At 66.9% G+C, this 24,315-nt stretch carries 24 protein-coding genes; 16 read left to right on the top strand and 8 right to left on the bottom strand.

What is annotated here, in order from left to right; translation table 11 throughout:
* Positions 1–75 precede the first annotated feature (75 nt).
* The 7 genes from secY (at position 76) to rplQ (ending at position 5,932) form a co-directional block, all read left to right on the top strand.
* Positions 76–1,413 carry a preprotein translocase subunit SecY gene (gene secY / locus ACYQOP_RS22975; RefSeq protein ID WP_461224373.1) on the top strand — a complete coding sequence of 446 codons (1,338 nt, stop codon included), beginning with the start codon at positions 76–78 and terminating at the stop codon, positions 1,411–1,413.
* Between the two features lie 117 nt (positions 1,414–1,530).
* Complete coding sequence (locus ACYQOP_RS22970; RefSeq protein ID WP_461225434.1) at positions 1,531–2,133, top strand: adenylate kinase; 603 nt, start codon at positions 1,531–1,533, stop codon at positions 2,131–2,133.
* A 210-nt stretch (positions 2,134–2,343) separates the two neighbouring features.
* Entirely contained in the window at positions 2,344–2,712 is a 369-nt protein-coding gene (gene rpsM, locus ACYQOP_RS22965; protein WP_018044207.1) for a 30S ribosomal protein S13, read from the top strand.
* 171 nt (positions 2,713–2,883) lie between these two features.
* The gene (gene rpsK / locus ACYQOP_RS22960) at positions 2,884–3,273 is read left to right on the top strand and encodes a 30S ribosomal protein S11 (RefSeq protein ID WP_018044206.1); all 390 of its coding nucleotides are present in this window, start codon (positions 2,884–2,886) and stop codon (positions 3,271–3,273) included.
* A gap of 44 nt (positions 3,274–3,317) precedes the next feature.
* Positions 3,318–4,193, top strand: a complete 876-nt coding sequence (locus ACYQOP_RS22955; protein ID WP_311276717.1) for an MBL fold metallo-hydrolase — start codon at positions 3,318–3,320, stop codon at positions 4,191–4,193.
* Between the two features lie 101 nt (positions 4,194–4,294).
* Positions 4,295–5,332: a DNA-directed RNA polymerase subunit alpha gene (locus ACYQOP_RS22950; protein WP_200919091.1), complete on the top strand. Its 1,038-nt coding sequence runs from the start codon at positions 4,295–4,297 to the stop codon at positions 5,330–5,332.
* A gap of 189 nt (positions 5,333–5,521) precedes the next feature.
* Positions 5,522–5,932 (top strand): 50S ribosomal protein L17, encoded by a 411-nt coding sequence (gene rplQ / locus ACYQOP_RS22945; protein ID WP_018044203.1) that lies wholly within the window; start codon positions 5,522–5,524, stop codon positions 5,930–5,932.
* Between the two features lie 135 nt (positions 5,933–6,067).
* On the opposite strand, the gene ACYQOP_RS22940 is transcribed toward rplQ, so the two are convergent.
* The 8 genes from ACYQOP_RS22940 to ACYQOP_RS22905 form a co-directional block, all read right to left on the bottom strand.
* Positions 6,068–7,933, bottom strand: a complete 1,866-nt coding sequence (locus ACYQOP_RS22940) for a response regulator (RefSeq protein WP_461224369.1) — start codon at positions 7,931–7,933, stop codon at positions 6,068–6,070.
* Between the two features lie 2 nt (positions 7,934–7,935).
* Positions 7,936–9,672, bottom strand: coding sequence for a response regulator (locus ACYQOP_RS22935; RefSeq protein ID WP_461224367.1), 1,737 nt, complete (start codon positions 9,670–9,672; stop codon positions 7,936–7,938).
* The gene (cheB, locus tag ACYQOP_RS22930; RefSeq protein ID WP_056427695.1) at positions 9,669–10,742 is read right to left on the bottom strand and encodes a chemotaxis-specific protein-glutamate methyltransferase CheB; all 1,074 of its coding nucleotides are present in this window, start codon (positions 10,740–10,742) and stop codon (positions 9,669–9,671) included. Before cheB ends, ACYQOP_RS22935 begins: the two co-directional genes overlap by 4 nt.
* A gap of 65 nt (positions 10,743–10,807) precedes the next feature.
* Positions 10,808–13,102 carry a hybrid sensor histidine kinase/response regulator gene (locus ACYQOP_RS22925; RefSeq protein ID WP_461224365.1) on the bottom strand — a complete coding sequence of 765 codons (2,295 nt, stop codon included), beginning with the start codon at positions 13,100–13,102 and terminating at the stop codon, positions 10,808–10,810.
* A gap of 26 nt (positions 13,103–13,128) precedes the next feature.
* Entirely contained in the window at positions 13,129–14,799 is a 1,671-nt protein-coding gene (locus ACYQOP_RS22920; protein WP_056427397.1) for a methyl-accepting chemotaxis protein, read from the bottom strand.
* Positions 14,800–14,853: 54 nt separating this feature from the next.
* Positions 14,854–15,438, bottom strand: a complete 585-nt coding sequence (locus ACYQOP_RS22915; RefSeq protein ID WP_461224363.1) for a chemotaxis protein CheW — start codon at positions 15,436–15,438, stop codon at positions 14,854–14,856.
* A complete protein-coding gene (locus tag ACYQOP_RS22910; RefSeq protein ID WP_461224361.1) occupies positions 15,435–16,889 on the bottom strand; it encodes a CheR family methyltransferase in 1,455 nt (484 codons plus the stop codon). The genes ACYQOP_RS22915 and ACYQOP_RS22910 overlap by 4 nt, the downstream gene beginning before the upstream one ends.
* Before the next feature lie 61 nt (positions 16,890–16,950).
* Positions 16,951–17,457: a chemotaxis protein CheW gene (locus ACYQOP_RS22905; protein ID WP_461224359.1), complete on the bottom strand. Its 507-nt coding sequence runs from the start codon at positions 17,455–17,457 to the stop codon at positions 16,951–16,953.
* 89 nt (positions 17,458–17,546) lie between these two features.
* Here ACYQOP_RS22905 and ACYQOP_RS22900 point away from each other — a divergent pair, with 89 nt between their 5' ends.
* The 9 genes from ACYQOP_RS22900 (at position 17,547) to ilvC (ending at position 24,276) form a co-directional block, all read left to right on the top strand.
* Positions 17,547–18,170, top strand: a complete 624-nt coding sequence (locus ACYQOP_RS22900; RefSeq protein ID WP_461224357.1) for a MerR family transcriptional regulator — start codon at positions 17,547–17,549, stop codon at positions 18,168–18,170.
* The gene (locus tag ACYQOP_RS22895) at positions 18,088–18,540 is read left to right on the top strand and encodes a carboxymuconolactone decarboxylase family protein (protein WP_419953906.1); all 453 of its coding nucleotides are present in this window, start codon (positions 18,088–18,090) and stop codon (positions 18,538–18,540) included. Before ACYQOP_RS22900 ends, ACYQOP_RS22895 begins: the two co-directional genes overlap by 83 nt.
* Positions 18,541–18,811: 271 nt before the next feature.
* Positions 18,812–20,587: an acetolactate synthase 3 large subunit gene (locus ACYQOP_RS22890; protein ID WP_461224355.1), complete on the top strand. Its 1,776-nt coding sequence runs from the start codon at positions 18,812–18,814 to the stop codon at positions 20,585–20,587.
* Positions 20,588–20,611: 24 nt separating this feature from the next.
* Positions 20,612–21,154 carry an acetolactate synthase small subunit gene (gene ilvN / locus ACYQOP_RS22885; protein ID WP_018044192.1) on the top strand — a complete coding sequence of 181 codons (543 nt, stop codon included), beginning with the start codon at positions 20,612–20,614 and terminating at the stop codon, positions 21,152–21,154.
* 54 nt (positions 21,155–21,208) lie between these two features.
* The gene (locus ACYQOP_RS22880) at positions 21,209–21,490 is read left to right on the top strand and encodes an AbrB/MazE/SpoVT family DNA-binding domain-containing protein (RefSeq protein ID WP_461224353.1); all 282 of its coding nucleotides are present in this window, start codon (positions 21,209–21,211) and stop codon (positions 21,488–21,490) included.
* A complete protein-coding gene (locus tag ACYQOP_RS22875; protein ID WP_461224351.1) occupies positions 21,456–21,845 on the top strand; it encodes a type II toxin-antitoxin system PemK/MazF family toxin in 390 nt (129 codons plus the stop codon). Before ACYQOP_RS22880 ends, ACYQOP_RS22875 begins: the two co-directional genes overlap by 35 nt.
* A 7-nt stretch (positions 21,846–21,852) precedes the next feature.
* On the top strand, positions 21,853–22,491 hold the full coding sequence (locus ACYQOP_RS22870; RefSeq protein ID WP_461224349.1) for a glutathione S-transferase family protein: 639 nt from the start codon (positions 21,853–21,855) through the stop codon (positions 22,489–22,491).
* A gap of 93 nt (positions 22,492–22,584) precedes the next feature.
* Positions 22,585–23,229, top strand: a complete 645-nt coding sequence (locus ACYQOP_RS22865; RefSeq protein ID WP_419953902.1) for a TetR/AcrR family transcriptional regulator — start codon at positions 22,585–22,587, stop codon at positions 23,227–23,229.
* 27 nt (positions 23,230–23,256) lie between these two features.
* Positions 23,257–24,276 carry a ketol-acid reductoisomerase gene (ilvC, locus tag ACYQOP_RS22860; protein WP_019904456.1) on the top strand — a complete coding sequence of 340 codons (1,020 nt, stop codon included), beginning with the start codon at positions 23,257–23,259 and terminating at the stop codon, positions 24,274–24,276.
* Positions 24,277–24,315: the final 39 nt, after the last annotated feature.

Below are 24,315 nucleotides of genomic sequence, written 5' to 3'. Positions count from 1 at the left end.
TGCGCGTGGCCGCCGTTTCAGTTTGTTCGGGGGTCCTTCAATCCCCCATCTGGATCGATCTCAGGAACCGGTGCCATGGCCTCAGCCGCCGAGCAGCTTGCCGCGAACCTCAATTTCGGGGCCATCGCCAAGGCCGACGAGCTCAAGAAGCGGATCTGGTTCACGCTGGGTGCGCTCGTCGTGTTCCGGCTCGGCACCTACATCCCGATTCCCGGCATCGACCCCGAGCAATTCGCGCGGAACTTCCAGCAGCAGGCCGGTGGCGTGCTCGGCTTGTTCAACATGTTCTCCGGCGGTGCCGTCGAGCGCATGGCGATCTTTGCGCTCAACATCATGCCGTACATCTCGGCCTCCATCATCATTCAGCTTCTCACCTCGGTGATCCCGAGCCTCGAATCGCTGAAGAAAGAGGGTGAGTCCGGCCGGAAGGTCATCAACCAATATACCCGCTACCTCACGGTCGTGCTGGCACTGGTTCAGAGCTGGGGCATTGCCTTCGGCTTGCAGAGTTCGAGCGCCGCGATCGATCCGGGACCGTTCTTCATCCTGTCCACGGTGATCACGCTCACGGGCGGAACGCTGTTTCTGATGTGGATCGGCGAGCAGATCACATCACGCGGCATCGGTAACGGGTCGTCGCTCATCATCTTCGCCGGCATCGTCGCGCATCTGCCCACCGCCATCGTGGGAGCTCTCGAGCTAAGCCGGACAGGCGCGCTGTCGGCGGCCGTCATCCTCGGCGTCGGCTTTGCCGCCATCGCCCTCGTCTACTTCATCGTGTTCATGGAGCGGGCTCAGCGCCGGCTCCTGATCAACTACCCCAAGCGCCAGGTTGGTAACCGCATGTACGAGGGTCAGACCTCGTTCCTGCCGCTGAAGCTGAACACGGCCGGCGTGATCCCGCCAATCTTCGCCTCGTCGCTGCTGCTGCTTCCCGCCACGGTGGCGAGCTTCTCGGCCAATAACGGCGGCACCGGCGTGCTGGCGACGATCACCACCTATCTCGGCCATGGTCGGCCGGTCTACATGGTTCTCTACGCGGCGCTGATCATCTTCTTCGCGTTCTTCTACACGGCGGTGGTCTTCAACCCGCAGGAGACGGCGGACAATCTGAAGAAGCAGGGCGGCTTCATTCCCGGCATTCGTCCGGGTGAGCGCACGGCGACGTTCATCGACAAGGTTCTGACGCGCATCACGTTGATCGGCGCTCTGTATTTGACCTTTGTCTGCCTTGTGCCGGAGATCCTGGCCTCCTACGCATCGGCGAGCCTCGGGTTCGGCGGTACCTCGCTCCTCATCGTCGTTTCCGTGACGATGGATACGGTGGCGCAGGTCCACGGCCATCTGATGGCCCACCAGTATGAGGGCCTCGTGAAGAAGGCAAAGCTGCGCGGCGCCACGCGCCGTCGCTGAAGCCGGCTCGACGAGCTCGATCGATCGGGGCGATGCCGGTCCAGGCATCGCCTCTCTACGCCCATGATGCCCGAACCATAACGCCCGATGCGGCCACCGGACGAGGACAACGACGCTATGCGGATCATTCTGCTCGGACCACCTGGAGCCGGTAAGGGAACCCAGTCGGCCCGAATCGTCGAGCGTTTCGGCATTCCGCAGCTTTCCACGGGCGACATGCTGCGCGCGGCGGTAGCTGCCGGCACTCCTGTCGGTCTCGAAGCGAAGTCGATCATGGAGAGCGGTGGCCTGGTCCCGGATTCCGTGGTGGTGGGGATCGTCGCCGACCGGATCGAAGAGGCCGATGCGCATCCGGGCTTCATTCTCGACGGTTTCCCCCGCACTGTTGAGCAGGCAGCTGCCCTCGACAGGATGCTGGCCGACAAGAACCTGTCCCTCGATGCCGTGATCGAATTCGCGGTGAACGAGGAAATCCTGGTGGGCCGCATTGCCAAGCGGGCCGCCGAGACTGCTGCTCGTGGAGAGCCGGTGCGCAAGGACGACACCCCCGACGTGTTCAAGACGCGCCTCGCCGCCTTCCGGGCACAGACCGCGCCGCTGTCGGCTTATTATTCGAGCCTCGGCATGCTCCGGACCATCGACGGGATGAATCCGGTCGATGATGTCACCAGCGATGTGATGGCCGTGCTCGAACCGTTGGCCAGCGCGACCGCCTCCTGAATTTACCGTCCGATGGACGTTGACAAGATCGGCGGCCCGCGCTAGCAGGCCGTTATTCGTCCATACGCAATGGGTCTGGAGTGTCTCGGTTCAAGAGACGCTGCGGGCCGATTTGTCGTTATGGGCGGCGCGCAGGGGCCGGCCTCCACCGGACGCGCGTGACACAGCAGGGCCGGACCGCAGCGTCCGAGCGCCCGATGGAGTGAGACCTTGGCCCGTATCGCAGGCGTCAACATCCCGACCAACAAGCGCGTCGTCATCGCGCTCCAGTATATTCACGGCATCGGCGCGAAGAAGGCCGAAGAGATCACCGGCAAGGTCGGCATTCCCGCCGAGCGCCGCGTGAACCAGCTGACCGACGCCGAAGTGCTGTCGATCCGCGAGACGATCGACCGCGATTACATCGTCGAGGGCGATCTGCGCCGCGAAGTGTCGATGAACATCAAGCGCCTGATGGATCTCGGCTGCTACCGCGGCCTCCGTCACCGCCGCAATCTGCCCGTCCGCGGTCAGCGTACGCATACCAATGCGCGCACCCGCAAGGGCAAGTCGAAGCCGATCGCCGGCAAGAAGAAGTAATTTTTCGAGATTGGGAGGCATTGCTTCGCTCTGCCTCCCTTCTATCGCGTCGGGTGGCCCGCTATCGGCAGCCCGTATGGCGGCACGGTCATCCAGAGCCGCGCTGCCAGCACCGCAAAAATCCCGAGCGCCTGGAATGACGGGCGCGCCTGAAGGACGAGACGAGAGACAATGGCTAAGGAAGCAACCCGCATTCGCCGCCGCGAACGCAAGAACATCGTGTCGGGCGTGGCCCATGTGAACGCTTCGTTCAACAACACGATGATCACCATCACCGACGCGCAGGGCAACACCATCTCCTGGTCGTCTGCTGGCGCCATGGGCTTCAAGGGTTCGCGTAAGTCGACCCCTTACGCCGCCCAGGTCGCTGCCGAAGACGCCGCCCGCAAGGCTTCCGAGCACGGCATGCGTACGCTCGAGGTCGAGGTGTCCGGTCCCGGTTCGGGCCGTGAATCCGCTCTTCGCGCTCTGCAGGCCGCCGGCTTCACCGTCACCTCGATCCGCGACGTGACGTCGATCCCGCATAACGGCTGCCGTCCGCGCAAGCGTCGTCGCGTCTAAGACGATTCGTCGATCTGCCCTTGGGTTTGAAAGCGGAGAAGCGTGTGTCCGATGCCGTGAAGGCGCTCCCCGGCGTGTTGCGCTGGAGCCTTGGCGATCTGACCGTCACCGTTCTGAATGACGGTTACCTTCAAGGCTCCCTCGATCTCGTCACCGGGATCGGGGCGGACGAGGCCGGCTCGCTTCAGGCGGCCGGCTTTCGCGCGCAGGCCCCTCGGATTACGCTGAACGCCTATCTGATCGAAGCGCCCGGTCGGAAGCCGATCCTCATCGATTCGGGGATGGGCCATTTCGGTGGCGATACGCTCGGTCGGGTCCCCGCGGCGCTTGCCGCAACGGGTGTCCGCCCGGACGATATCGAGACGGTGCTGCTCACGCATCTTCACCCCGACCATGCCGGTGGCTTGATCCATGAGGATGGGTCGGCCGCCTATGCCAATGCGGAACTCGTCCTTCATCAGGCCGAAGCCGCTCATTGGCTGGCGGACGATGCGATCTCGCGGGCTCCCGAGGGGGCCCGCCCGTATTTCGAGAACGCCCAGAAGGCGGTGGCGCCGTATTCCGGTCGCGTGCGGACGATGACCGGCGGTGAGGTCCTTCCGGGCATCACGGCGGTCGCCCTGCCGGGGCATACGCCGGGCCATACGGGTTTTCGTATCGTGTCGGGCTCGGCATCGCTTCTGATGTGGGCCGACATCATCCATCTGCCGGCGATCCAGTTCAAACGTCCGGAGGCCACGATGGTCTTCGACGTCGATCCGGACGAGGCGAGGGCGGTGCGCGAGCGGATGCTGGACGAAGTCTCGAGCGAGAGAACCTTCGTCACCGGTGGACATCTGGAGTTTCCGGCGCTGGGCTACGTGGCGCGGGATGGAGGGGCTTACAGCTTCGTCCCGGAACTTTGGGTCGCGGCCCACTAACCGCCCGCCGCTTCGCGGGCACATGTTTTTCGAGACCGAGCCGTGCAAGGCGATGCGCGGGAAGGGCTCAGGGACCGACCACGTCAGTGGCTCGTGTCGGAATTGCGAGAGGTAGGACCGTGGTCATACAGAAGAACTGGCAAGAGCTCATCAAGCCGAACAAGCTCCAGGTTTCGACCGGGCACGACCCCAAGCGGGTCGCCACCGTCGTCGCCGAGCCCCTCGAGCGCGGCTTCGGCACCACCCTCGGCAACTCCCTTCGCCGGGTTCTGCTGTCGTCGCTCCAGGGCGCGGCCGTGACCTCGGTCCAGATCGACGGCGTTCTCCACGAATTCTCGTCGATCCCCGGCGTGCGTGAGGACGTGACCGACATCGTCCTCAACATCAAGACCATCGCGATCCGGTCTCAGACGGAAGCCCCCAAGCGCCTGACGCTGCGCAAGACCGGCCCAGGCACCGTGACTGCCGGCGATATCGCCGCCGTTGGCGACATCCAGATCCTCAATCCCGACCTCGTCATCTGCACCCTTGATGACGGCGCCGAGATCCGGATGGAATTCACCGTCGCCACCGGCAAGGGCTACGTCCCGGCCGAGCGCAACCGTCCGGAGGATGCCCCCATCGGCCTCATCCCGGTCGATGCGCTGTTCTCTCCCGTCACCAAGGTGTCCTACCGCATCGAGACCACCCGCGAGGGCCAGGATCTCGACAAGGACAAGCTGACGATGACGATCGAGACCAATGGCGCCGTGTCGCCGGAAGATGCGCTGGCTTACGCCGCTCGCATCATCCAGGACCAGCTCCAGGTGTTCGTGAACTTCGAGGAGCCCCGCAAGGAAGAGGCGCAGCCGCTCGCGCCGCAGCTCCCCTTCAACCCGGCCCTGCTCAAGAAGGTCGACGAACTCGAACTGTCGGTGCGTTCGGCGAACTGCCTGAAGAACGACAACATCGTCTATATCGGCGACCTCATCCAGAAGTCGGAGGGCGAGATGCTGCGCACCCCGAATTTCGGCCGCAAGTCGCTGAACGAGATCAAGGAAGTTCTGGCCGCGATGGGTCTCCATCTCGGTATGGACATCCCCGGCTGGCCGCCGGAGAACATCGAAGACCTCGCCAAGCGCTTCGAAGAGCACTACTAGCCGACATACGACGTCATTCCGGGGCTGCGCAGCAGAGCCCGGAATGACGCGGCGAATGAGGCGGGCCGGGTTCGGCAAGCTTCCCAGCAAACAGAATCCCGCCGCGGGGTCATGCGGAATGAACAGCCCCGATCATGGGGCGCTCGGCCGTACCGTGGCACGGCGGCCAGTCAAACAAGGAACAGCCAAATGCGTCATGGATTTCGCGGTCGTCGCTTCAACCGCACCACTGAACACCGCAAGGCGATGTTCGCCAACATGTCCGCCGCGCTGATCAAGCACGAGCAGATCATCACGACGCTTCCGAAGGCCAAGGATCTGCGTCCGGTCATCGAAAAGCTGATCACGCTGGGCAAGATCGACAGCCTGCATACGCGCCGCCTCGCCATGTCGCAGATCCGCGACGAGGCCATGGTCCGCAAGCTCTTCGCCGTCCTCGGCCCGCGCTACAATGCGCGTCCGGGCGGCTACTGCCGCATCATGAAGGCCGGCTTCCGTTACGGCGACAATGCTCCGCTCGCCGTGATCGAGTTCGTGGATCGCGATGTCGATGCCCGCGGCCTGGATTCGGGTCCGTCGCAGGTCTCCGACGCGGCGTAAGCCTCAGCTTCACCCATCAGACGACGAAAAGGCGGCCGAGAGGCCGCCTTTTTTCATGATCCCTACGGGATGGAGGTGTCGGTGCCTGGCCCCCGATGACCCACAGCGGGTCTCGGGGGAGGGGACGTGTTGATCTCACGCGTCTGCGACGAGCATCCCGGAGACCAGTGCCGCCAGGTCGGCCGAATCGAAGGGTTTACGCAGGACAGGCAGATCGTCGGGGATCGGGATCGCCTCCGCATGTCCGGTGACGATGAGGATGGGAACGTCGGACCAGCGCCGCCTTACGATTTCCGCGAGTTCGACACCCGTCATCCCCGGCATGGCGAGATCCGCCACGATGAGATCGAACGAGGCGCGCTCCAGCAAGGCGACCGCCGCCGCCCCGTCGGCCGCCTCGGTCTCGGTGTAACCGAACGTGCTGAGGAAGGACGCGGTGACGTGGCGGACCTCGGCATCGTCGTCCACCACGAGAATGCGCGCCGGGCTCGCGGCCCCCATGGCCGTCACGGCGGCGCGCTGGGTCTTTTCCTCGGCCGCCTCCGCACGGGGGAGGAACAGATCGACCCTCGTGCCCTTGCCCACGTCGCTGGTGATGCGGAGCTTGCCCTGCGACTGCTGGGTCAGCCCGAACACCATCGCGAGGCCGAGCCCAGTGCCCTGTCCGATCGACTTGGTGGTGAAAAACGGTTCGCAGACCCGCGCCAGGATCTCGGGTGGGATACCCATCCCCGTATCGCTGATCGCCACGGTCACGTAGTCGCCCGCCGCCAAGTCGGGGTCGTCGGTCACTCGCGCCGCGCCCGTGGCGATGGAGATCGTTCCCCCCTCCGGCATGGCGTCACGCGCGTTGATGCAGAGGTTGAGGATGGCGAGTTCCAGCTGATCGGGATCGACGATGGCCGCCGGATGCACGGCGTCGAGATCGGTCGTCACCGTGACGAGACCGCCTAGGCTGCCCTTGAGCAATACGTCCATTCCGGCGACCAGGGCATTCACGTCGACCGAGCGAGGGCGCAGGTCACGCGCGCGGCTGAAGCTGAGGAGCCGCTTCGTCAGGGACGCGCCGCGTTGCGCAGCCTGTGCCGCGTTGGTGACGAGGCGCTGGACCCTTGGCTGGTCGACGATCTTGGGGCCCACGAGTTCGAGGCTGCCGAGGATCGCCGTGAGGAGATTGTTGAAGTCATGCGCGATCCCGCCGGCGAGGGTGCCGAGCGCCTGCATCTTGTCCGACTGGCGCAGCCGTGCCTCGAGATTCTTCTGTTCGGTGACGTCCCGTTCGATCGTCGCCAGATGGGTGATGGCGCCGGCGGCACCGCGAATCGGCACGCGGGTGACATGGCTCCACCGCTCCGCCCCGACCGGGCCTTCGGCGGACACGGTCTCTGAAATGCTACCGCTCGCGATGGCGGCGCGGTCGGCGTCACGCGTGGTACTCTCGCCGCTGGGCGTGCCTTCGATCTCGTCCCTGGTGCGTCCGAGGCATTCGGCGACGGTGTGGCCGAGCCGGCTGGCCTTCCGCGCGTTGAGACGAATGAACCGTCCCTCCACGTCCTTGAAGGCGATGGCGTCTTCCGCATTGTCGAGGAGCCCGAGCAGGAGGGCGCGCTCGGTGGCGAGGTCGCGGGCGAGGCTGTGCCGTACGAAGGCCTGGCGGACGGTGGAGCGCAGCAGGACGGGATCCCACGGCTTCGTGACGTAGCCGGTGATGCCTCCCCGGTTGAGCGCCGCGATGACGGCGCTCATATCGGCATAGCCGGTGAGGAGGATCGCCTGTGCGTCGTGGAAGCCCCGTGCCTCGGCCAGCATGGCGTCGCCGGTAATGCCCGGCATCCGCTGGTCGGACAGGATCACGGCGATGTCCGGGCTCGCCCGGAGGATGTCGAGCGCTTCCGACGGCTTCGTCGTGGTGATGACGGTGTAGTCGTCCTCGAACAGGTCTTCGAGGGCAATCAGGATGTCCGGCTCGTCATCGACGGCGAGAATCGTGCCTTTGGCCATGTCTACGCTGCCTGCCGCGGAATGCCGATCACGAAACAGGCTCCCCCCCCTTCGGCCGTCTCCACGCTAAGCGAGCCGCTATGCGCTTGAACCACGCTATACGCAATCGCAAGACCTAGCCCCGTGCCCGAACCGACGGGTTTCGTCGTGAAGAAGGGCTCGAATATCTTTTCCCGCAGGGTTTCGGGAATACCGGGCCCGGTATCGCTGATGCGGATCACGTCCGTCTCGGGCAATTCCTGGGTGACGATGGAGATGGTGCCGGATTCCGGCATGGCATCGGCGGCATTGCCGAGGATGTTCATGACGACCTGATTGAGGAGGGCGGGGGTGCAATGGATCTCGGGTCTGCCCGAGAAGTCGCGTTCGACGGTAATTCGTGTCCCGAGCTTGTGCTGGATCAGTGCCAGCACCGTCTCGATCGAATCGGGTACGTTGACGAGGGTGCGCTCACCTTCGTCGAGCCGCGAGAACTTGCGCAGGTTCAGGACGAGATCCTGGATGCGCGTGAGGCCCAGGCGCATGGAGCCGACACGGTCGCGGCACTTGGCGAGCGACCGGTGCGACGCGAGTTCCGCCTCGGAATCCGCGATCTCGCCGAGCAGGCGCTCGACCGTGCCCTGATGCGCGAGGATGAAGGCGAGGGGATTGTTGATCTCATGGGCGATGCCCGCCACGAGCTCGCCGAGGGACGCCATCTTGGCGGCCTGGACCAGCTTGGCCTGGGCATCCGTGAGCTTGCGGTTGGCGGTGGCGAGATCCTGGTTGGCCTGTTCGAGGGCACCCGCCAGGGCGGCACGCGCCTCGGCCGCCTCGGCCTCGGCACGCGCGCGTTCGAGGGCGCGCTCGCGAGCGCCGAACTCGCCGGCGATGCGGCGGTCGTCTTCTTCCAGAAGCTTGCGCCGGACCAGGCCCCTGACGCGAATGACGAGGACTTCGCCATCGGCTTTCGAGACCACGTCGTCGGCCCCTGCAGCGTAGGCTTCCACCAGGAAATCCTTGGCCGGCGCGCTGCCGGCGATGCCGACGAGGTGGAACGTCGGCGCTCCCGCCTCCCGCGCCTCGATCCCGGCCGCCCGGCGGCGGTCGATGGCCCTGCATAGGGCGAGGCCGTCATAGGCGGGGCCGAGGAGATCGATGGTCACGCAATCGAAGGCTGCATCGGCCTCGTCGAGGGCGGCGAGGGCGGAATCGTGGGTGGCGGCGGTACGGACCTCGTGGCCCTCATGCGCCAGGAGGCCGGCGAGGAAGGTGCGGTAGGTCGCACTGCCATCGACCACCAGAACGCGTCCGCGCCGAAACGCCGACACGCCGGGCCCGTCGCCGGGGGCGCTACCGCCATGACGCTCGCGCAGGAGGGCACGGATGCGCAGGATCAGGATGTCCCGGTCGGCGGATTTCGCCACATAGGCATCGGCACCACTCTCCAGCCCCTGGCGTTCACCGTCGCGGGCGCCCGTGAGCATCAGCAGGGGGAGAGCGCGGGTACGGAGCGACAGGCGCAGCTGACGGGTGAACTCGTCGCCGTTCATTCCCGGCAGGTGGTGGTCGGCCACGACGAGGTCGGGCAGGCGGGTGTTGAGATGGTCGAGGGCCATTTCGGCCGTGGGACAGCGCTCCACCGAGAAGCCGTGGCTCTCCAGGAGCAGCCGCAGTTCCAGCGCCTGCGTCTCGGAATCCTCCACCAGAAGGATGCGAGGCCGGGGTGCAACCTCGTCGGGTATGCCGGTTCCGCTCATGCGAAGGGGTCCGCCGCGGCGAGGCCCGGGAGAGCGAGCCGGACGAGATGGGGCGCGACCCGGTCGAGCGGGAGGATCGCGGAGGCTCCTGAAAGGCGGATCGCCGCCGCCGGCATGCCGAACACCACGGCGGTGCTCTCGTGCTCGGCAACGGTCTGGGCGCCGGCCTGGCGCATGGCCAGAAGGCCCGTGGCGCCATCCTCGCCCATGCCGGTGAGGAGCACGCCGATGCCGCGCGCGCCGGCATGGCGGGCCACCGAAGCGAACATGACGGTGGCGGCCGGGCGTTGGCCGCCGACGGGCGCGGCATCCAGGAGACGGAGGTTTCCGCCGGGCGCCCATTCGAGGTGCCTGTCGCCCGGTGCCACGTAGACATGGCCCGGCTCGGCCCGCTCGCCATCGGCGGCGAGCCTCACCGGCAGGGAGACGACGCCGTTCAGCCAGGAAGCGAAGCCCTCCATGAAGGCCGCCCCCATATGCTGGACCACGAGGATCGGGAGCGGAAACCCATCAGGCAACCCGCCGATGACGCGGGCGAGGGCGGGTGGGCCGCCGGTGGAGGCGGCGATGGCCAGAACGCTTGCGGCGTCCGAGGCGGCCGGGGGCGCGGCGAAGTCCGACGGCGACAGTGCGGCCGCCCGGCGTCCGGCCCATTCCGAGCCGATCGGCCGGCGACGGATCACCGGCACCTCGGCCATGATGCGCAGCTGCGTGCAGATCTCGGTGGAAACGGCGTCGTAGCCGGCATTGGTCGTCGCGACCGGCTTTTCGACCACGGAGAGCGCACCGGCGCGTAGCGCGTTCATGGAGATGCGCAGGGAGGAATCCTCAACCGAATCGGCGATGACCACGATCGGCGTCGGCCGCTCGGCCATGATCCGGCGCGTGGTCTCCAGCCCGTCGATGCCGGGGAGGCGGATATCCATCGAGATGACGTCGGGGCGGGCAGTGGAGAGTGCCGCGAGCGCCTCTTCGCCGGAGGCGACCGCCGCCACCACTTCCAGGCGCGGATCGCGGCCGACGATGTGGCGCAACAGCTCCCGCACCACGAGGGAATCCTCCACCAGCATCACGCGCAGGCGGGCGCCCTTTCTCGCAATCTGAGACGCCTCGACGGATCTCTGTTCGGTGTCACTCACAACAATTGCCCGATCGTATCGAGAAGCTGGCGCTGGTCGAACGTCTGTTTCGTCAGATAAGCATCCGCGCCGAGACCGAGCCCCCGTGCGACATCGTCGGCATCCCCCCGCGAGGTCATCAGGATGAGGGGAAGGCGGGCGAAAGACTCGTCCGCCCGCAGGGCTTTCAGCAGGCCGAACCCGTCGAGGCGCGGCATCTCCACATCGGCCACGACGAGATCCACATGCTCGATCCCGGCGCGGAGGCGGTCGAGCGCATCCTGCCCGTCGACGCAGACGACGACGCGGTAGCCCGCCGATTCCAGAATACCCTTCTCCAAGGTTCGCGTGGTGATGGAATCGTCAACGACCAGGATCGTCGAACGTCGCGGGAGCGCGGCTGTTCCGGTGCGGTCTTCAACAGGCTCGGGCGCAGCGTGATTTGTTTCAGTCGCACGCGCCGCGAGGCCGTCGGGATCGAGGACGAGAACCGGCGTATCGCCGCCCAGGACGACGGTGCCCGAGATCAGGCGCGGATCCGCGCCGATGGGCGGCGCCGGCAGAACGAGGAGGTTTCGGACGTCGCGCAAAGCATCGATCCGCAGCACCCATGACCGGCCGCCCGAGCGCATCAGCACCGCCGTCACCGTGTGTCCCTCGCCCGGGCGGCTCTCCTCGCTCGTCACCCCGACGAGGCTCGCCAGATCCACGAGGGGAAGGGACAGATCCTCGCCGCGCTCCCTCGGCAGCCGCACCATGATCCGGCCCATGGCGGTGTAGAGGCTCGACCGGTCGAGGCGCAGGAGACGTTCCACGCTGGCGCTTGGCAGGGCGAAGAGCGAGGCACCGACATCGACCAGCAGCAAGGTCCGCCGCGCCGCAGAAAGCGGCAGATGCATGATCAGCGACGTCCCGGCCGGAACACGCGGCTCGAGCCGGACGCTGCCTCCGAGACGTCGAACCGCGTCGGCGACGACGGAGAGGCCGATGCCCCGGCCGGACAGGGTATCGACGGCGGAGGCGGTGGAGAAGCCGGGCTCGAACACCAGAGCCAGAAGGGTATCGGGGTCGCCGTCGCCGGCCCCGATCAGGCCCCGCGCTCGCGCCGTCGCCTCGATGGCGCGCAGGTCCGGCCCGCGCCCGTCGTCATGGATGCCGAGGACGAGCCGGCCGCCGCGCACGGCGATGTCGAGGGTGATCGAAAGTGCGGGCGGCTTGCCCTGGCGTTCACGCTGCTCGGGCGTCTCTGCGCCGTGGCTCAGAGCGTTGCGCAGGGCGTGTAGGACCGGGTCCTTCAGCGATTGCAGCATGGCGCGGTCGACGGGCAGATCGAGACCGCGCGCGACGACGTCGATCTCGCGACCGGATTCTCGCGCCATGTCGCGGAGCGCACGCGGAAACGCACCGAAGACGGTCTCGGCCGGCACGAGGGTCAGGCGCTCGGCCTCCCGCCCGATCCGGGTGGAGGCCGCTTCCGCCGAGGCGATGATTCCGGTGCGGATCTGCGCGAGCTGCGCCGCATCGCGGGCGAGCGCGAGGAGCGCCGTCTCGAGGCCGCGCAGCTCCGCCCTCATGGCGTCGAGGGCGGATTCCGCCGTCTCGGCATCGGAGGGGCGAGACCGGGTCGTACCGGATTGCGCCTTGCTCCCGCGAAGGCTCTCGGCCCGGCGCCCGAGGGCGGCGGCATCCCGCTGGAGCCGAGCCAGACCTTCGGCCACCGCGGATTCCGCCCCGAGGGCGCTGGCGAGCTCGTGTGAGGCCCGCGTGAGCGCCTCCACCGCATCCGCCGGCACGCGCAGGAGCACTCCCGGATCGCTGCCGGGCTCGGTGGGAGTCGATGCAGGTTTCTGCAGTCCCGCTTGCGCCGGAACGCTCTCCGCCGGTGGACCGGGCGACCGAGGGGGGAGCTCGACGGGAGGGTCGGGCTGAGCCGGAGACGGCCCGGCGAGGCAGCGGTCGAGGGACGCGAGCGCATCCGCCGGCATGGCCGGGTCCGCTTCGCCCTTGAGCGCGGCGACATAGGCTTCGATCCGGTCCAGGGCGAGATGGACGGCGCCCGTCGCCTCCCGGTCGAGGGTGCCGTCACCGGCGACGATCCGCTCGAACAGGGTCTCGAGCCGATGCGCCACGGCTTCGACCTTCGGCAGGTCCACGGCCCGCGAGGCGCCCTTCAGGCTGTGCGCCCGGCGGAACACGTCGTTCCAGTCGGGAGGCACATCCCCGGCCGCACCGGCCAGGGCGGCGCGGATCGCGTCGATATGTTCGCGATGCTCGACCTCGAAGGCCGCGAGGAGCTGCTGGCGGATATCCATCGGTGGCGGTCGCCCGGCCTCTCCCCTCAGTGCCGGTATCGGTCGGCGAGCGTCAGGAGCGCCTGGGCGAGTTCGGTGAGATTGGCGGAGGCCGCTTCTACCTCACGGGTACCGGCGGCGGTCTGCTGGCTCGCCTGCCGGATGTTCTGGAGGGCGCCCATCACCTGCTCGATTCCGAGTTGCTGCTGGTTGGTGGAGGCGACGATCTGCTGGAAAGTCTGGACGCTTTCCTCGACCTTGGCGGTGATCTCCTCGATGGTCCGCTGGGTCGTGTCCGAGCGGGCCTTGCCCGTGCTCGTGCGCTTGACCGCCTCTTCGGTGAGCATGACCGAGGTGTTGATGCCCCTCTGGATCTCCGAAAGGATGGTACGCACCTGCGCGGTCGCCGCCTTGGCCTGATCGGCCAGAAGCTTCATCTCCGAGGCGACTACGGCGAAGCTCCGGCCGCTCTCACCCGCCGCCGCCGCTTCGATCGCCGCGTTGAGCGCCAGCAGATGGGTGCGCTCCGAGATGTCGTTGACGGTTGTGATGATCTCGCCGATCGCCTGCGTCTTCTCGCTGAGGGATACGATGTTGCCGGCGACGGCCTCCGCCTGCTCGCGGATGGCATCCATGGCCTTGGCCGTATCGGCGACAGCCCTGAGGCCTGCCCGCGAGATCTGCGCGGTGGATTGGGCCGTAGCGATCACCTCGCTCGCGCGCTTGCCGATCTGGGCTCCGGAATGGGTGATCTCATCCACCGTGGCGGCGGTCTCCTGCACCGCCGCGAACTGCTCCTCGACGCTGGCAGCCTGTTCCTGGGCGGAAGCGCGGATCTCGGCGGCGGCGGCATTGAGGTCGGACGTGGCCGCCCGATTGGTCCGGGCGAGGTCGGCAAGACCCGAGACCATTCTGTTCAAGGTCGATGCGAGACGGCCGATCTCGTCGCCCCCCGTACGGTCGAGGGTGCGGGTCAGGTCGCCCGATCCGACCTGCTCGGCGAAGGCCATGACCTCTTCGAGGGGCTTCACCACGCCCCGGCGGATGAGGCCGGTGACCACGATGCTCAGGAGAACGCACAAGGCGAGGATGAGCACGATGGAGACGAGGCTGCGCTCGTAGATGTCGGTGGCCCGGCGCTGGCCGGCATCGATCCCCTGATCGAGCAGGTCGCGGGTTCGGTCGAGATCGCGCAAGAACTCGTCCTGCAGACGGTTCAGATCGGAGTTGCGAGCCTCCACCCCATCGACATCCTTGGCCGCGATGGCGGAAAGCTGAACTTCGCTGGCGGTCCGCAGCTTCCGGAAATCCGTGGCGGCAATAGTCGCGGATTCACCGAGCCTCTTCCAGATCGCGGCACGCTCCGGCGACGGCGCCGTCGCGGAATAGCCGTCGGCGGTGCGGACGGTGTCGACGAGGATAGCCTCGGATTCGGAGGCGACGCGGCGCCAGGTGTCGATGATCGCGGCGATCTCGGTATCGGGCCGGTTGCGCATCAGCGCGGCGATCACGCCGTTGCGCCGAAGGTTGCCGAGGTCACGAGACTTGTTGCCGAGATCGTCGAGCTTGCGCGCGATGGTGAGGTCCCGCGAGACGATCGTCGTCGTGTTGTCGCGGACGGCCCCGATCTGGCTCAGCGCATAGGCGCCCAGTCCGACCATCACCAGGGTGACGACGACGAAGCCGAAGAGGATCCGTTTTCCAATCGAGATCGACACGCTTGGCGATGCTCCGAAACCGCTCGACGGGGAAAGGCCAGATGAGCCTTGCCGTCAGCTTTGAGGCAGGTATCGCCGCAGGAGGCGCGGCAGATCGATGACGACGAAGCCGGCCTCGCCGCCCTGGCGGGCGGCGTCCTGGCCGGGTGCCGGTGCATAGCCCGAAACCGCGTCCGCACCCAAGCCGCCGAGATGAAGCGGGGCACTCGCGAAGGCGCCGTCCACATCGCTGACCGCGAGAACCCGGTCGACGGCGAGGGCAAGTGGCATGATCCCTCCGCGAAGCACAAGGATATGTCCCGCCGAGGCCGGCATGTCGCCAGGCCTGGCCGAGACGGGCCGCCGCAACGCACCGGACAGGCTGAGGACGCTGATGACGCGACCGGACAGGGCGATGAGGCCCAGCAGCTCCGCCGGCGCCCCCGGCACCGGCGTATAGGAACGGGCCGGCACCACCTGCGCCACCGCCTCCAGGGGCAGGCCGTAGCGATCGTCGCCCGACTGGCAGACGAGGAAGGGCGTCATCGCGACCCGAGCCGTGCTCTCCCGTCCACGGCGGGCCAGGGCCACGGTGCGCTCGGCGAGGAGGGCGGCCACGTACGGATCGACCTCGGCAGTCCCGGCGGGCGGTTCGATCACGATACGGGTTTCCTCATGCGCATGCGGGCGGCATCGGCATTGGCGACGAGTTGCCCGGCGGTGAGGCCGTCTCCTTCCGCCACGGAGGCGTCGGACGGCTGGGCCCGGCCGAAGCGGATGGCGTTGTCGAAGGCGCGATCCGCCTCCGCGTGCCGGCCGATGGCGGCGAGCAGAAGGCCGAGCTGGTAATGCGCCATCGCGAAGCTCCGGTCGAGATAGAGTGCCCCGCGCAATGCCCGCTCGGCCTCGGCCTCGCGCCCGAGCCCATAGGCGAGAAGCCCGCCATAATAGTGGAGTCGCGCGTCCGTGGGCGTGGCGAGGAGGGCATCGCGGACCATGCGCCAGCCCTCGGCGATCCGGCCTGAATCCCCCAAAGCCCGGATCTCATCGAGAACCGTGTCTGGATCTTCGGCTTCGACGGGCTCCGCGAGCGGCGGGATGGTCTCGACGACGGGGGGTGGAAGCGGGACGAATCGCGGCAGCTCGACGACGGGGGGAAACGGCTCCGCGACCGTCACCGGAGGCAGGACGATGGGCAGCGCGGGAGGCGTGACGGCGACGGCATCGCCGCCGAGCGGTCGGTAGGCCACCGTACCGGGCAGGTTCATCGGCTGCAGCGTGCCGGCGAAGGCCGGGTTCGGCTCGGCATGGCCGATGAGCAACCAGCCGTCCGGCACCAGCCTGCGTCCCAGGGCACGCACGATTCCGAGGACAGCATCGGCCTGAAAGTAGATCAGCACGTTGCGGCAGAGGATGAGGTCGAAATCGGCGAAATGCGACGGCGCCGTACCGTCGAGCAGACTCATCAGGTTGTGGTGCTCGAAGCGCACCATCCTTCGAAACTCGGGCCGCAGGGTGAAGCTGCCCTCGCGCGCGATACCCGGCACCGAAGGACCGCAGACGAAATAGCGGGCATGCTCTTCCGGCGGCAATGTTCGCAGGGCCCAGCGCCCGAACAGCGCCGCCCGCGCCGTCGCCAGCGCTTCGGTGCTGATATCCGTGCCGGTGATGTCGATCCGCCACTCGTGCAGCGCATCGCCGAGGAGTTCGTGGATCAGGATCGCGATGGAATAGGGCTCCGCCCCGGTGGAACAGCCGGCGCTCCAGATCCGCAGGGACTTCGCCTCCGCCCGCGCGGCGATCAGGCCGGGCAGGATGGTCCCGCGCAACGCCGCGAACTGCTCGGCGTAGCGGAAGAAGAAGGTCTCGCCGATGGTGATCTCGGCCTCCAGGGCGGCCCATTCCGCCGGTCCGGTGGCCTCGCCGTCGAGATGTGCGAGATAGGCCTGGGAATCGGCAAGGCGGCAGGCCTTGAAGCGCTTGCGCAACCGGTCGAAGAGCAGATCGTCCTTGTCGGCGTAGTAGTGATGCCCCGTCCGGGCGATCACCTTGTCCTTGAGGGCGGGAAAACCCGGATCGATCTCCGCGACGGCACGCACCGGGCGCTTCATGCGGCGGACTTCCCAGACAGAACCACTGTAGGGCCTACCTCGTTCGGACGCGGCATGCGGTTCACGCGTCTTCGAGACGGGCGAGATCGGACAGGCGCGCGGCGGCGGCCTCCGTCAGCGCCCGCACGCGGCGGCGCTCCTCGGCGTCGAGGAGCCGGTCCATCCCGAGGATCTGGGTGAGTTGCTCACCCTGTACGATCTCGCCGACGACACAGCCGTTGAGACTGGTCTCCGCCGCCCGCGAGCGGACGGCGTCCGGGGCGACGAGAACCAGATCGCGGGCGCGGTCCACCAGGATCGCCGTGCCGCGATCGGCCGACAGCAGCAGGTGGCGGTAGGGATCGCCCTCCCGTGCGGGCATGGGCGGCAGCATCAGGAGCCGGCCGAGATCGATCACCGGCACCGTCGTCCCGCCGAGATCGAGGAACCCGGCGAGCCAAGTACCCATCAGGGTGGGCGGATGGAGGCGGGGGAGGGGCAGAACCTCGCTCACGGACGAGCGTCGCATCGCGAAACCGGTGCCGGCCACGTCGAGGATGAGATAGGCCGTCATCTCGGGTTGAGGCATCGTCCCGGCGGGGTCTGAGGAAGTACGATTTCGGATCCCCGCCAGATAGGACGACAGGGCGCTCCGGCGCAAACGGGTTCGTCATCCCGATGCCGCCGGATGCAAGGCGATCGAAGGCTGCCGCGTGCAGCCAAGAGAGCGGCCGGGGCACAACCTTCCGGGCCGAACGGAGCGGTCTCGCCGTACCGTCGAAAAGCCGCTTGACCTGGAGCGCACTCCAGCTCGTAGACAGCCTTTACCGAAGGGGTTTCGCGATGAGAATCAGTGCCTTCGCAGCGAGGAGCGGGCTCAGCGTCGACACGCTTCGATACTACGAGCGGATCGGATTGCTCCCTCGCAGCGGGCGCGATTCCGGCGGTCGGCGGGATTACGGAAGCGACGACCTCGTCTGGGCGACCTTCCTTCGCAAGCTCCAGGCGATGGATATGCCCATGCGCGAGCGGCTCGCATACAGCCGTCTGCGCGCGGAGGGCGATGCGACCCTCGAAGCCCGTCGCAGTCTCCTCGAGGCGCATCGCATCGCGCTGATCGCGCGCAGGTCGGAACTGTCGGACCTCATCGCGGGACTAGATGACAAGATCACCCACTACCGGGCCCTGGAAGCAACGCGCGAGAGCAAGGACAATGACGATGACCCGACGTACCGTGCTGACCTCAGCAACGGCCCTCCCGCTGGCGGCCCAACATGCCGAGGCGCAGGAAGCACCGACTGAAACCCGCTATCAGCGCGGACTGGCTCAACTGGAGGCCATCAGCGGCCCGCACGGCGCGGCGGTCGTCAGAAGTCTCGACGACATCGCGCCCGATCTCGGCCGATACATCGTCGAGTTCGCTTACGGCGACGTATTTTCCCGCGACGGGCTCGATGTGAAGACGAGGGAGATCGCCACAGTCGCCGCCCTCACGGCGATGGGAACGGCCGCGCCCCAACTCAAGGTCCACATGCAGGCCGCCCTCCGCGTCGGCGTGACGCCGGCGGCCTTGATCGAGACGATCATGCAGATGATTCCCTATGCGGGGTTCCCTGCGGCGCTCAACGCCGTGGCGATCGCACGCGACGTTTTCGCCACCGACCATCGGTGAGCCGGCCTCTGATTGGCCGTTGACCGTGATGGATTGCTTCTGTATTCAGACCCCTCGAAATGTCGATTCGCCATTCGGCGGGTCACAGAGCAAAGTTTTCAAGTCGATGCGTGTCATCCTTATCGTAACGAAAGCGCCACCGACGGGGCGGTCCTGACAGCAGGATCGCGATCCGGATGGTGGCGCATGCAGGGTCCTTCGGGGCCCTTTTTTGTTGCCTGAGCCAAGACGTGACACGGAACGAGCAACCGGGTTTCAGGGAGTTGAGACGATGAGCGGCGAGGTCATGACCGGGGCCGAAATGGTCATCCGGGCGTTCCGGGATCAGGGTGTCGATACGCTGTTCGGGTATCCGGGCGGTGCGGTGCTGCCGATCTACGATGCCCTCTTCCACCAGGAAGAACTGAAGCACGTCCTCGTGCGGCACGAGCAGGGCGCGGTCCATGCGGCCGAGGGCTATGCCCGCTCCTCGGGCAAGGTCGGCTGCGTCCTCGTCACCTCCGGCCCCGGTGCCACCAACATCGTCACCGGCCTCACCGACGCGATGCTGGATTCGATCCCCCTCGTCTGCATCACCGGCCAGGTCCCGACGCACCTGATCGGCACCGATGCGTTCCAGGAATGCGACACGGTCGGCATCACCCGCCACTGCACGAAGCACAATTATCTGGTCAAATCGATCGACGACCTGCCGCGCATCCTGCACGAGGCCTTCTTCGTCGCCTCGAACGGCCGGCCGGGTCCCGTCGTGGTCGATCTGCCGAAAGACATCCAGTTCGCCAGCGGGATCTACGAGCGCCCCACCCATAACGGCCACAAGACCTACCGCCCCGCCTTCAAGGGCGACGCGCAGGCGATCCAGTCCGCCGTCGAGCTGATGGCGAATGCCCGCCGTCCGGTCCTCTATACCGGCGGCGGCGTCATCAATTCCGGCCCGCACGCCTCGGCGCTCCTGCGCCAGCTGGCCGAGGTCACCGGCTTTCCCGTCACCTCGACCCTGATGGGTCTGGGCGCCTTCCCGGCCTCCAACCCGCAGTTCCTCGGCATGCTGGGCATGCACGGGACCTACGAGGCCAACCTCGCCATGCACGAATGCGACGTGATGGTCTGTATCGGCGCCCGGTTCGACGACCGCATCACCGGCCGTCTCGACGCGTTCTCGCCCTTCTCCAAGAAGATCCACATCGACGTCGATGCTTCCTCGATCAACAAGGTGGTCAAGGTCGATGTCGGCATCGTCGGCGATTGCGGCTCGGTGCTCGAAGACATGCTCGCGGCCTGGAAGGCCCTGCCCAAGCGTCCCGACCAGGGCCGCTTCGACGAGTGGATGGCCAAGATCCGCACCTGGAAGGCGCGGGACTGCCTCGCCTATTGGCCGTCGGGCACGATCATCAAGCCGCAATACGCCGTGCAGCGCCTCTACGAGGCCTGCAAGGACCGGAAGACCTTCATCACCACGGAGGTCGGCCAGCACCAGATGTGGGCGGCACAGTACTTCAAGTTCGACGAGCCGAACCGTTGGATGACCTCCGGCGGCCTCGGCACCATGGGCTACGGCCTGCCCGCGGCCATCGGCACCCAGCTCGCCAATCCGGACGGTCTCGTCATCGACATCGCCGGCGAAGCCTCGATCCTGATGAACATCCAGGAGATGTCGACCGCCGTGCAGTATCGCCTGCCGGTCAAGATCTTCATCCTGAACAACGAGTATATGGGCATGGTGCGCCAGTGGCAGGAGTTGCTGCACGGATCGCGCTATTCCCAGAGCTATTCGGAAAGCCTGCCGGACTTCGTCAAGCTGGCGGAAGCCTATGGCGCCAAGGGCATGCGCTGCGACAAGCCGGGCGAGCTCGACGGGGCGATCGCCGAGATGCTGGCCCATGACGGCCCGGTCATCTTTGATTGCATCGTCGACAAGAAAGAGAACTGCTTCCCGATGATCCCGTCGGGCAAGGCGCACAATGAGATGCTGCTCTCCGACTACCTCGGCGAGACCGGAATGGACCTCGGCGACGTGATCTCCGAGGAAGGCAAGATGCTGGTCTGACCGGCGGCGCGGAGGAGAGACGTCATGAACGCCATGAACACACACTACCCCGATGCCGGTCGGGTCGAGCCGATCAACCGGCACACCCTCGCCGTCATCGTGGACAACGAGCCTGGCGTCCTCGCGCGGATCGCGGGGATGTTCTCGGGACGCGGCTACAACATCGAGAGCCTGACGGTGTCGGAGACCGAGGTGGCGCGCCACATCTCGCGTATCACCATCGTCACCGCCGGCACCGATGCGGTGATCCAGCAGATCAAGGCTCAGCTCGACCGGCTCGTGCCCGTGCACCGGGTCGTCGACCTCACGCTCCAGGGCAAGGCCCTCGAGCGTGAGCTCTGCCTCGTCAAGGTGGCGGGTACCGGGGAGCACCGCACCGAATCGCTGACCCTCGCCGCCGCCTTCGGCGCCAAGACCCTGGACGCGACCCTGAACTCCTTCGTGTTCGAGGTCACCGGCACCACCGAGGAGATCGACCGCTTCATCGGCCTGATGACGGTGATCGGCCTCGTGGAGATCTCCCGCACGGGCATCGCGGCCATGGGGCGTGGTTCGGAGGCGATGTAGGTACGACGCCGCGAGCGGTGATAAGGTCCTGCCTGCAACTCGGAGGGTGAGGCGATGGAAGCCAAAATCATTCGCTGGGGTGATGATCTCGTCGTGAGATTGTCGCCGCAAGCCGTAACGCAGCTCGGCGTCAACGAGGGTGAGACGGTGGAAGTGCTGTCGAAGCGGCAAATTCCGGCGTCGGGAGCACGACGCACCGTGAACGGCGTCGCGGTCCCAACGCTCGCTGAAATGATCGCCGAGATGGACCGATTGGGTCCGTCTCATCGCCCCGCCCCCCTCGATTGGGGACCGGACGTGGGTGCGGAGATCATTAGTGACGATTACGACCGCTGACCACCCGGTCCCAGAGGCTGGGGATGTCGTCTGGGTCGATCTGAGACCGACACTCGGTCGAGAACAGAGTGGCATCCGTCCGGCTGTCGTCTTGTCCGATGTGACCTTCCACCTGCGAAACGCGACAGCGATCATCTGTCCGATCACGAGCAACGTCACGCCCTGGCCGACGAAAATTCTCCTTCCGGATGGTCTGGTTGTCTCCGGCGCCGTTCTCCTCGACCATATCCGCTGCGTGGATCGCGCGTCCCGCGGATTCCGACGCGTCGGCGCACTACCGCCGGATATTCTCTTGAGGATTCGCCTGGGCATCGCAGAACTGATCGGCTTGCCCGCAGCGGTTGCCAACACATGAGTTCCCCATGACCACCCTCTACTACGCCCCCGGCGCCTGCTCGCTCGCCTCCCACATCGCCCTCGAGGAGACGGGAGCGCCCTACGAGACCGTGCGGCTCGACCTCGCCAAGGGCGACCAGCGGGCGGCCGAATACCTCGCTATCAACGAGCGCGGCCGCGTGCCGGCACTGGTCGATGAGGATTGGGTGCTCACCGAGAACACCGCCATCCTGCGCCACATCGCGCGCAGTCATCCGCAGGCCGGCCTGTGGCCGCAAGCGCCCCGCGATCAGGCGCGGGTCGACGAATGGCTGGGCTGGCTCTCCACCGGCCATCATATCGCCTACGCGCATATCCGCCGGGCCGAGCGCTACGCGAGCGATGAGACGGCCTTCCCGGGCATCCAGGCCAAGGGAGTCGAGACCTGCGGCGACCTCTTCACGATGACAGAGGTCAAGCTCTCCAACGGCGGCTGGGCCGTCGGCGAAGCCTACAGCGTCGCCGATCCCTACCTGCTGCTGTTCTGGACCTGGGGCCGGGGACCCGCGCTCGGTTTCGACATGGCAGAGCGCTTTCCCCATTGGACCGCACATGCCCGCGCCATGGCGGCGCGGCCCGCCGTGCAGGCCGTGTTCGCCCGCGAAGGCCTCAAACTGCCTGAATAAGGTTCGACCGGGGGTACACCACCTCTTGTCCGGGAAACCGAATCGGCCTATGCCGCCGCGTACCGTACGGTACGGTACTGGTTTTCTGGAAGCATGAGCGCGACGGTCGCACGCGACGAGACGGTGCATGAGGCGCCCTCGGCCCGCCAACAGGCGGTGCTCGATGCCGTGCTCGCTCTCCTCGTCGAAGAGGGCGACCAGCTCACCATGGACGCGGTCGCGCGCCGGGCGAGCTGCTCGAAGGAAACCCTGTACAAGTGGTTCGGGGACCGGGACGGCCTCCTCACCGCTACGGTGCGCTGGCAGGCCTCGCGCGTCCATGCGGGGCGCGACGCGGCGGGCGTGCTCGATGCGGCGACCCTGCGGGAGCGCCTGCTCGATTTCGCCGTGACCTGGCTCGATGTGATCGCGGGCCGCACCTCGGTGGTGCTGAACCGCATCGCCATCGCGCATGCCGGCTCGCGCAAGGGCAACCTCGGCGCCATCGTGCTGGCGAACGGGCGCCTCGCCATCGGCGGGCGGGTCAAGCCCGTGCTCGAAGCGGGCCGTGCGGCCGGGCTCCTCGCCTTCGAGGACAGCGAGACCGCCTTCCGGACCTTCTTCGGTCTGGTCGGGCGCGACGTCCAGATCCGACTTCTCCTCGGCGACGCGCTCGACCTCGACGCCGCCGAGATCCGACGCGACGCGGCCCGCGCCGTCGACCAGTTCCTGGCCCTCTACGGCCAGGCCCGACCCTGACACCCCACGCGAAAAGGACATTCCATCATGCGGGTCTATTACGATCGTGACGCCGACCTCAACCTGATCAAGGGCAAGAAGGTCGTCATCGTCGGCTACGGCAGCCAGGGCCATGCCCACGCCCTCAACCTGCGTGATTCCGGCGTGAAGGGCATCGTCATCGCCCTCCGCGAGGGCTCGGCCACCGCCAAGAAGGCGGAGCACGAGGGCTTCACGGTGATGAACGTCGCCGACGCCGCCAAGCAGGCCGACGTCGTCATGATGCTCACCCCAGACGAGCTCCAGGGCGACATCTACAAGGAGTCGCTCGAGCCGAACATGAAGCAGGGCGCCGCCCTCCTGTTCGCCCACGGCCTCAACGTCCACTTCAACCTGATCGAGCCCCGCAAGGACCTCGACGTGCTCATGGTCGCCCCGAAGGGCCCCGGCCACACCGTGCGCGGCGAGTACCTCAAGGGCGGCGGCGTGCCGACCCTGATCGCCATCGCGCAGGACGCCTCGGGCAATGCCCACGATCTCGGCCTGTCCTACGCTTCGGCCAATGGCGGCGGCCGCGCCGGCATCATCGAGACCACCTTCAAGGAAGAGTGCGAGACCGACTTGTTCGGCGAGCAGGCCGTGCTGTGCGGCGGCCTCGTCGAGCTCATCAAGGCCGGTTTCGAGACCCTGGTCGAGGGCGGCTACGCTCCCGAGATGGCCTATTTCGAGTGCCTCCACGAGGTGAAGCTCATCGTCGACCTCATCTACGAGGGCGGCATCGCCAACATGAACTACTCGATCTCCAACACCGCCGAGTACGGTGAATACGTCACCGGCCCGCGCATCGTCACCGCCGAGACGAAGGCCGAGATGAAGCGCGTGCTGGACGATATCCAGTCGGGCAAGTTCACCCGCGACTGGATGCTGGAGAACAAGGTCGGCCAGACCTCGTTCAAGGCCACCCGCGCCAAGCTCGCCCGTCACCCGATCGAGGAAGTCGGCTCGAAGCTCCGTGGCATGATGCCGTGGATCTCCGAGAAGGCCCTGGTCGACAAGTCCAAGAACTGATTTTTTGTGATGGGCGGCCGGGCTTCGCTCGGCTGCCCC

This window comes from Methylobacterium sp. CM6247 (genome assembly GCF_054817925.1).
This window is presented reverse-complemented; position numbering and strand designations above follow the sequence as displayed.

Coding starts and splice junctions, on each gene's coding strand:
- secY (WP_461224373.1), top strand. CDS start 76: ATGGCCTCAGCCGCCGAGCAGCTTGCCGCGAACCTCAATTTCGGGGCC.
- ACYQOP_RS22970 (WP_461225434.1), top strand. CDS start 1,531: ATGCGGATCATTCTGCTCGGACCACCTGGAGCCGGTAAGGGAACCCAG.
- rpsK (WP_018044206.1), top strand. CDS start 2,884: ATGGCTAAGGAAGCAACCCGCATTCGCCGCCGCGAACGCAAGAACATC.
- rplQ (WP_018044203.1), top strand. CDS start 5,522: ATGCGTCATGGATTTCGCGGTCGTCGCTTCAACCGCACCACTGAACAC.
- ACYQOP_RS22940 (WP_461224369.1), bottom strand. CDS start 7,933: ATGGCCAAAGGCACGATTCTCGCCGTCGATGACGAGCCGGACATCCTG.
- ACYQOP_RS22935 (WP_461224367.1), bottom strand. CDS start 9,672: ATGAGCGGAACCGGCATACCCGACGAGGTTGCACCCCGGCCTCGCATC.
- cheB (WP_056427695.1), bottom strand. CDS start 10,742: ATGCTGGTGGAGGATTCCCTCGTGGTGCGGGAGCTGTTGCGCCACATC.
- ACYQOP_RS22925 (WP_461224365.1), bottom strand. CDS start 13,102: ATGGATATCCGCCAGCAGCTCCTCGCGGCCTTCGAGGTCGAGCATCGC.
- ACYQOP_RS22910 (WP_461224361.1), bottom strand. CDS start 16,889: ATGAAGCGCCCGGTGCGTGCCGTCGCGGAGATCGATCCGGGTTTTCCC.
- ACYQOP_RS22905 (WP_461224359.1), bottom strand. CDS start 17,457: ATGCCTCAACCCGAGATGACGGCCTATCTCATCCTCGACGTGGCCGGC.
- ACYQOP_RS22900 (WP_461224357.1), top strand. CDS start 17,547: ATGCCGCCGGATGCAAGGCGATCGAAGGCTGCCGCGTGCAGCCAAGAG.
- ACYQOP_RS22895 (WP_419953906.1), top strand. CDS start 18,088: ATGACCCGACGTACCGTGCTGACCTCAGCAACGGCCCTCCCGCTGGCG.
- ACYQOP_RS22890 (WP_461224355.1), top strand. CDS start 18,812: ATGAGCGGCGAGGTCATGACCGGGGCCGAAATGGTCATCCGGGCGTTC.
- ilvN (WP_018044192.1), top strand. CDS start 20,612: ATGAACGCCATGAACACACACTACCCCGATGCCGGTCGGGTCGAGCCG.
- ACYQOP_RS22880 (WP_461224353.1), top strand. CDS start 21,209: ATGGAAGCCAAAATCATTCGCTGGGGTGATGATCTCGTCGTGAGATTG.
- ACYQOP_RS22870 (WP_461224349.1), top strand. CDS start 21,853: ATGACCACCCTCTACTACGCCCCCGGCGCCTGCTCGCTCGCCTCCCAC.
- ACYQOP_RS22865 (WP_419953902.1), top strand. CDS start 22,585: ATGAGCGCGACGGTCGCACGCGACGAGACGGTGCATGAGGCGCCCTCG.
- ilvC (WP_019904456.1), top strand. CDS start 23,257: ATGCGGGTCTATTACGATCGTGACGCCGACCTCAACCTGATCAAGGGC.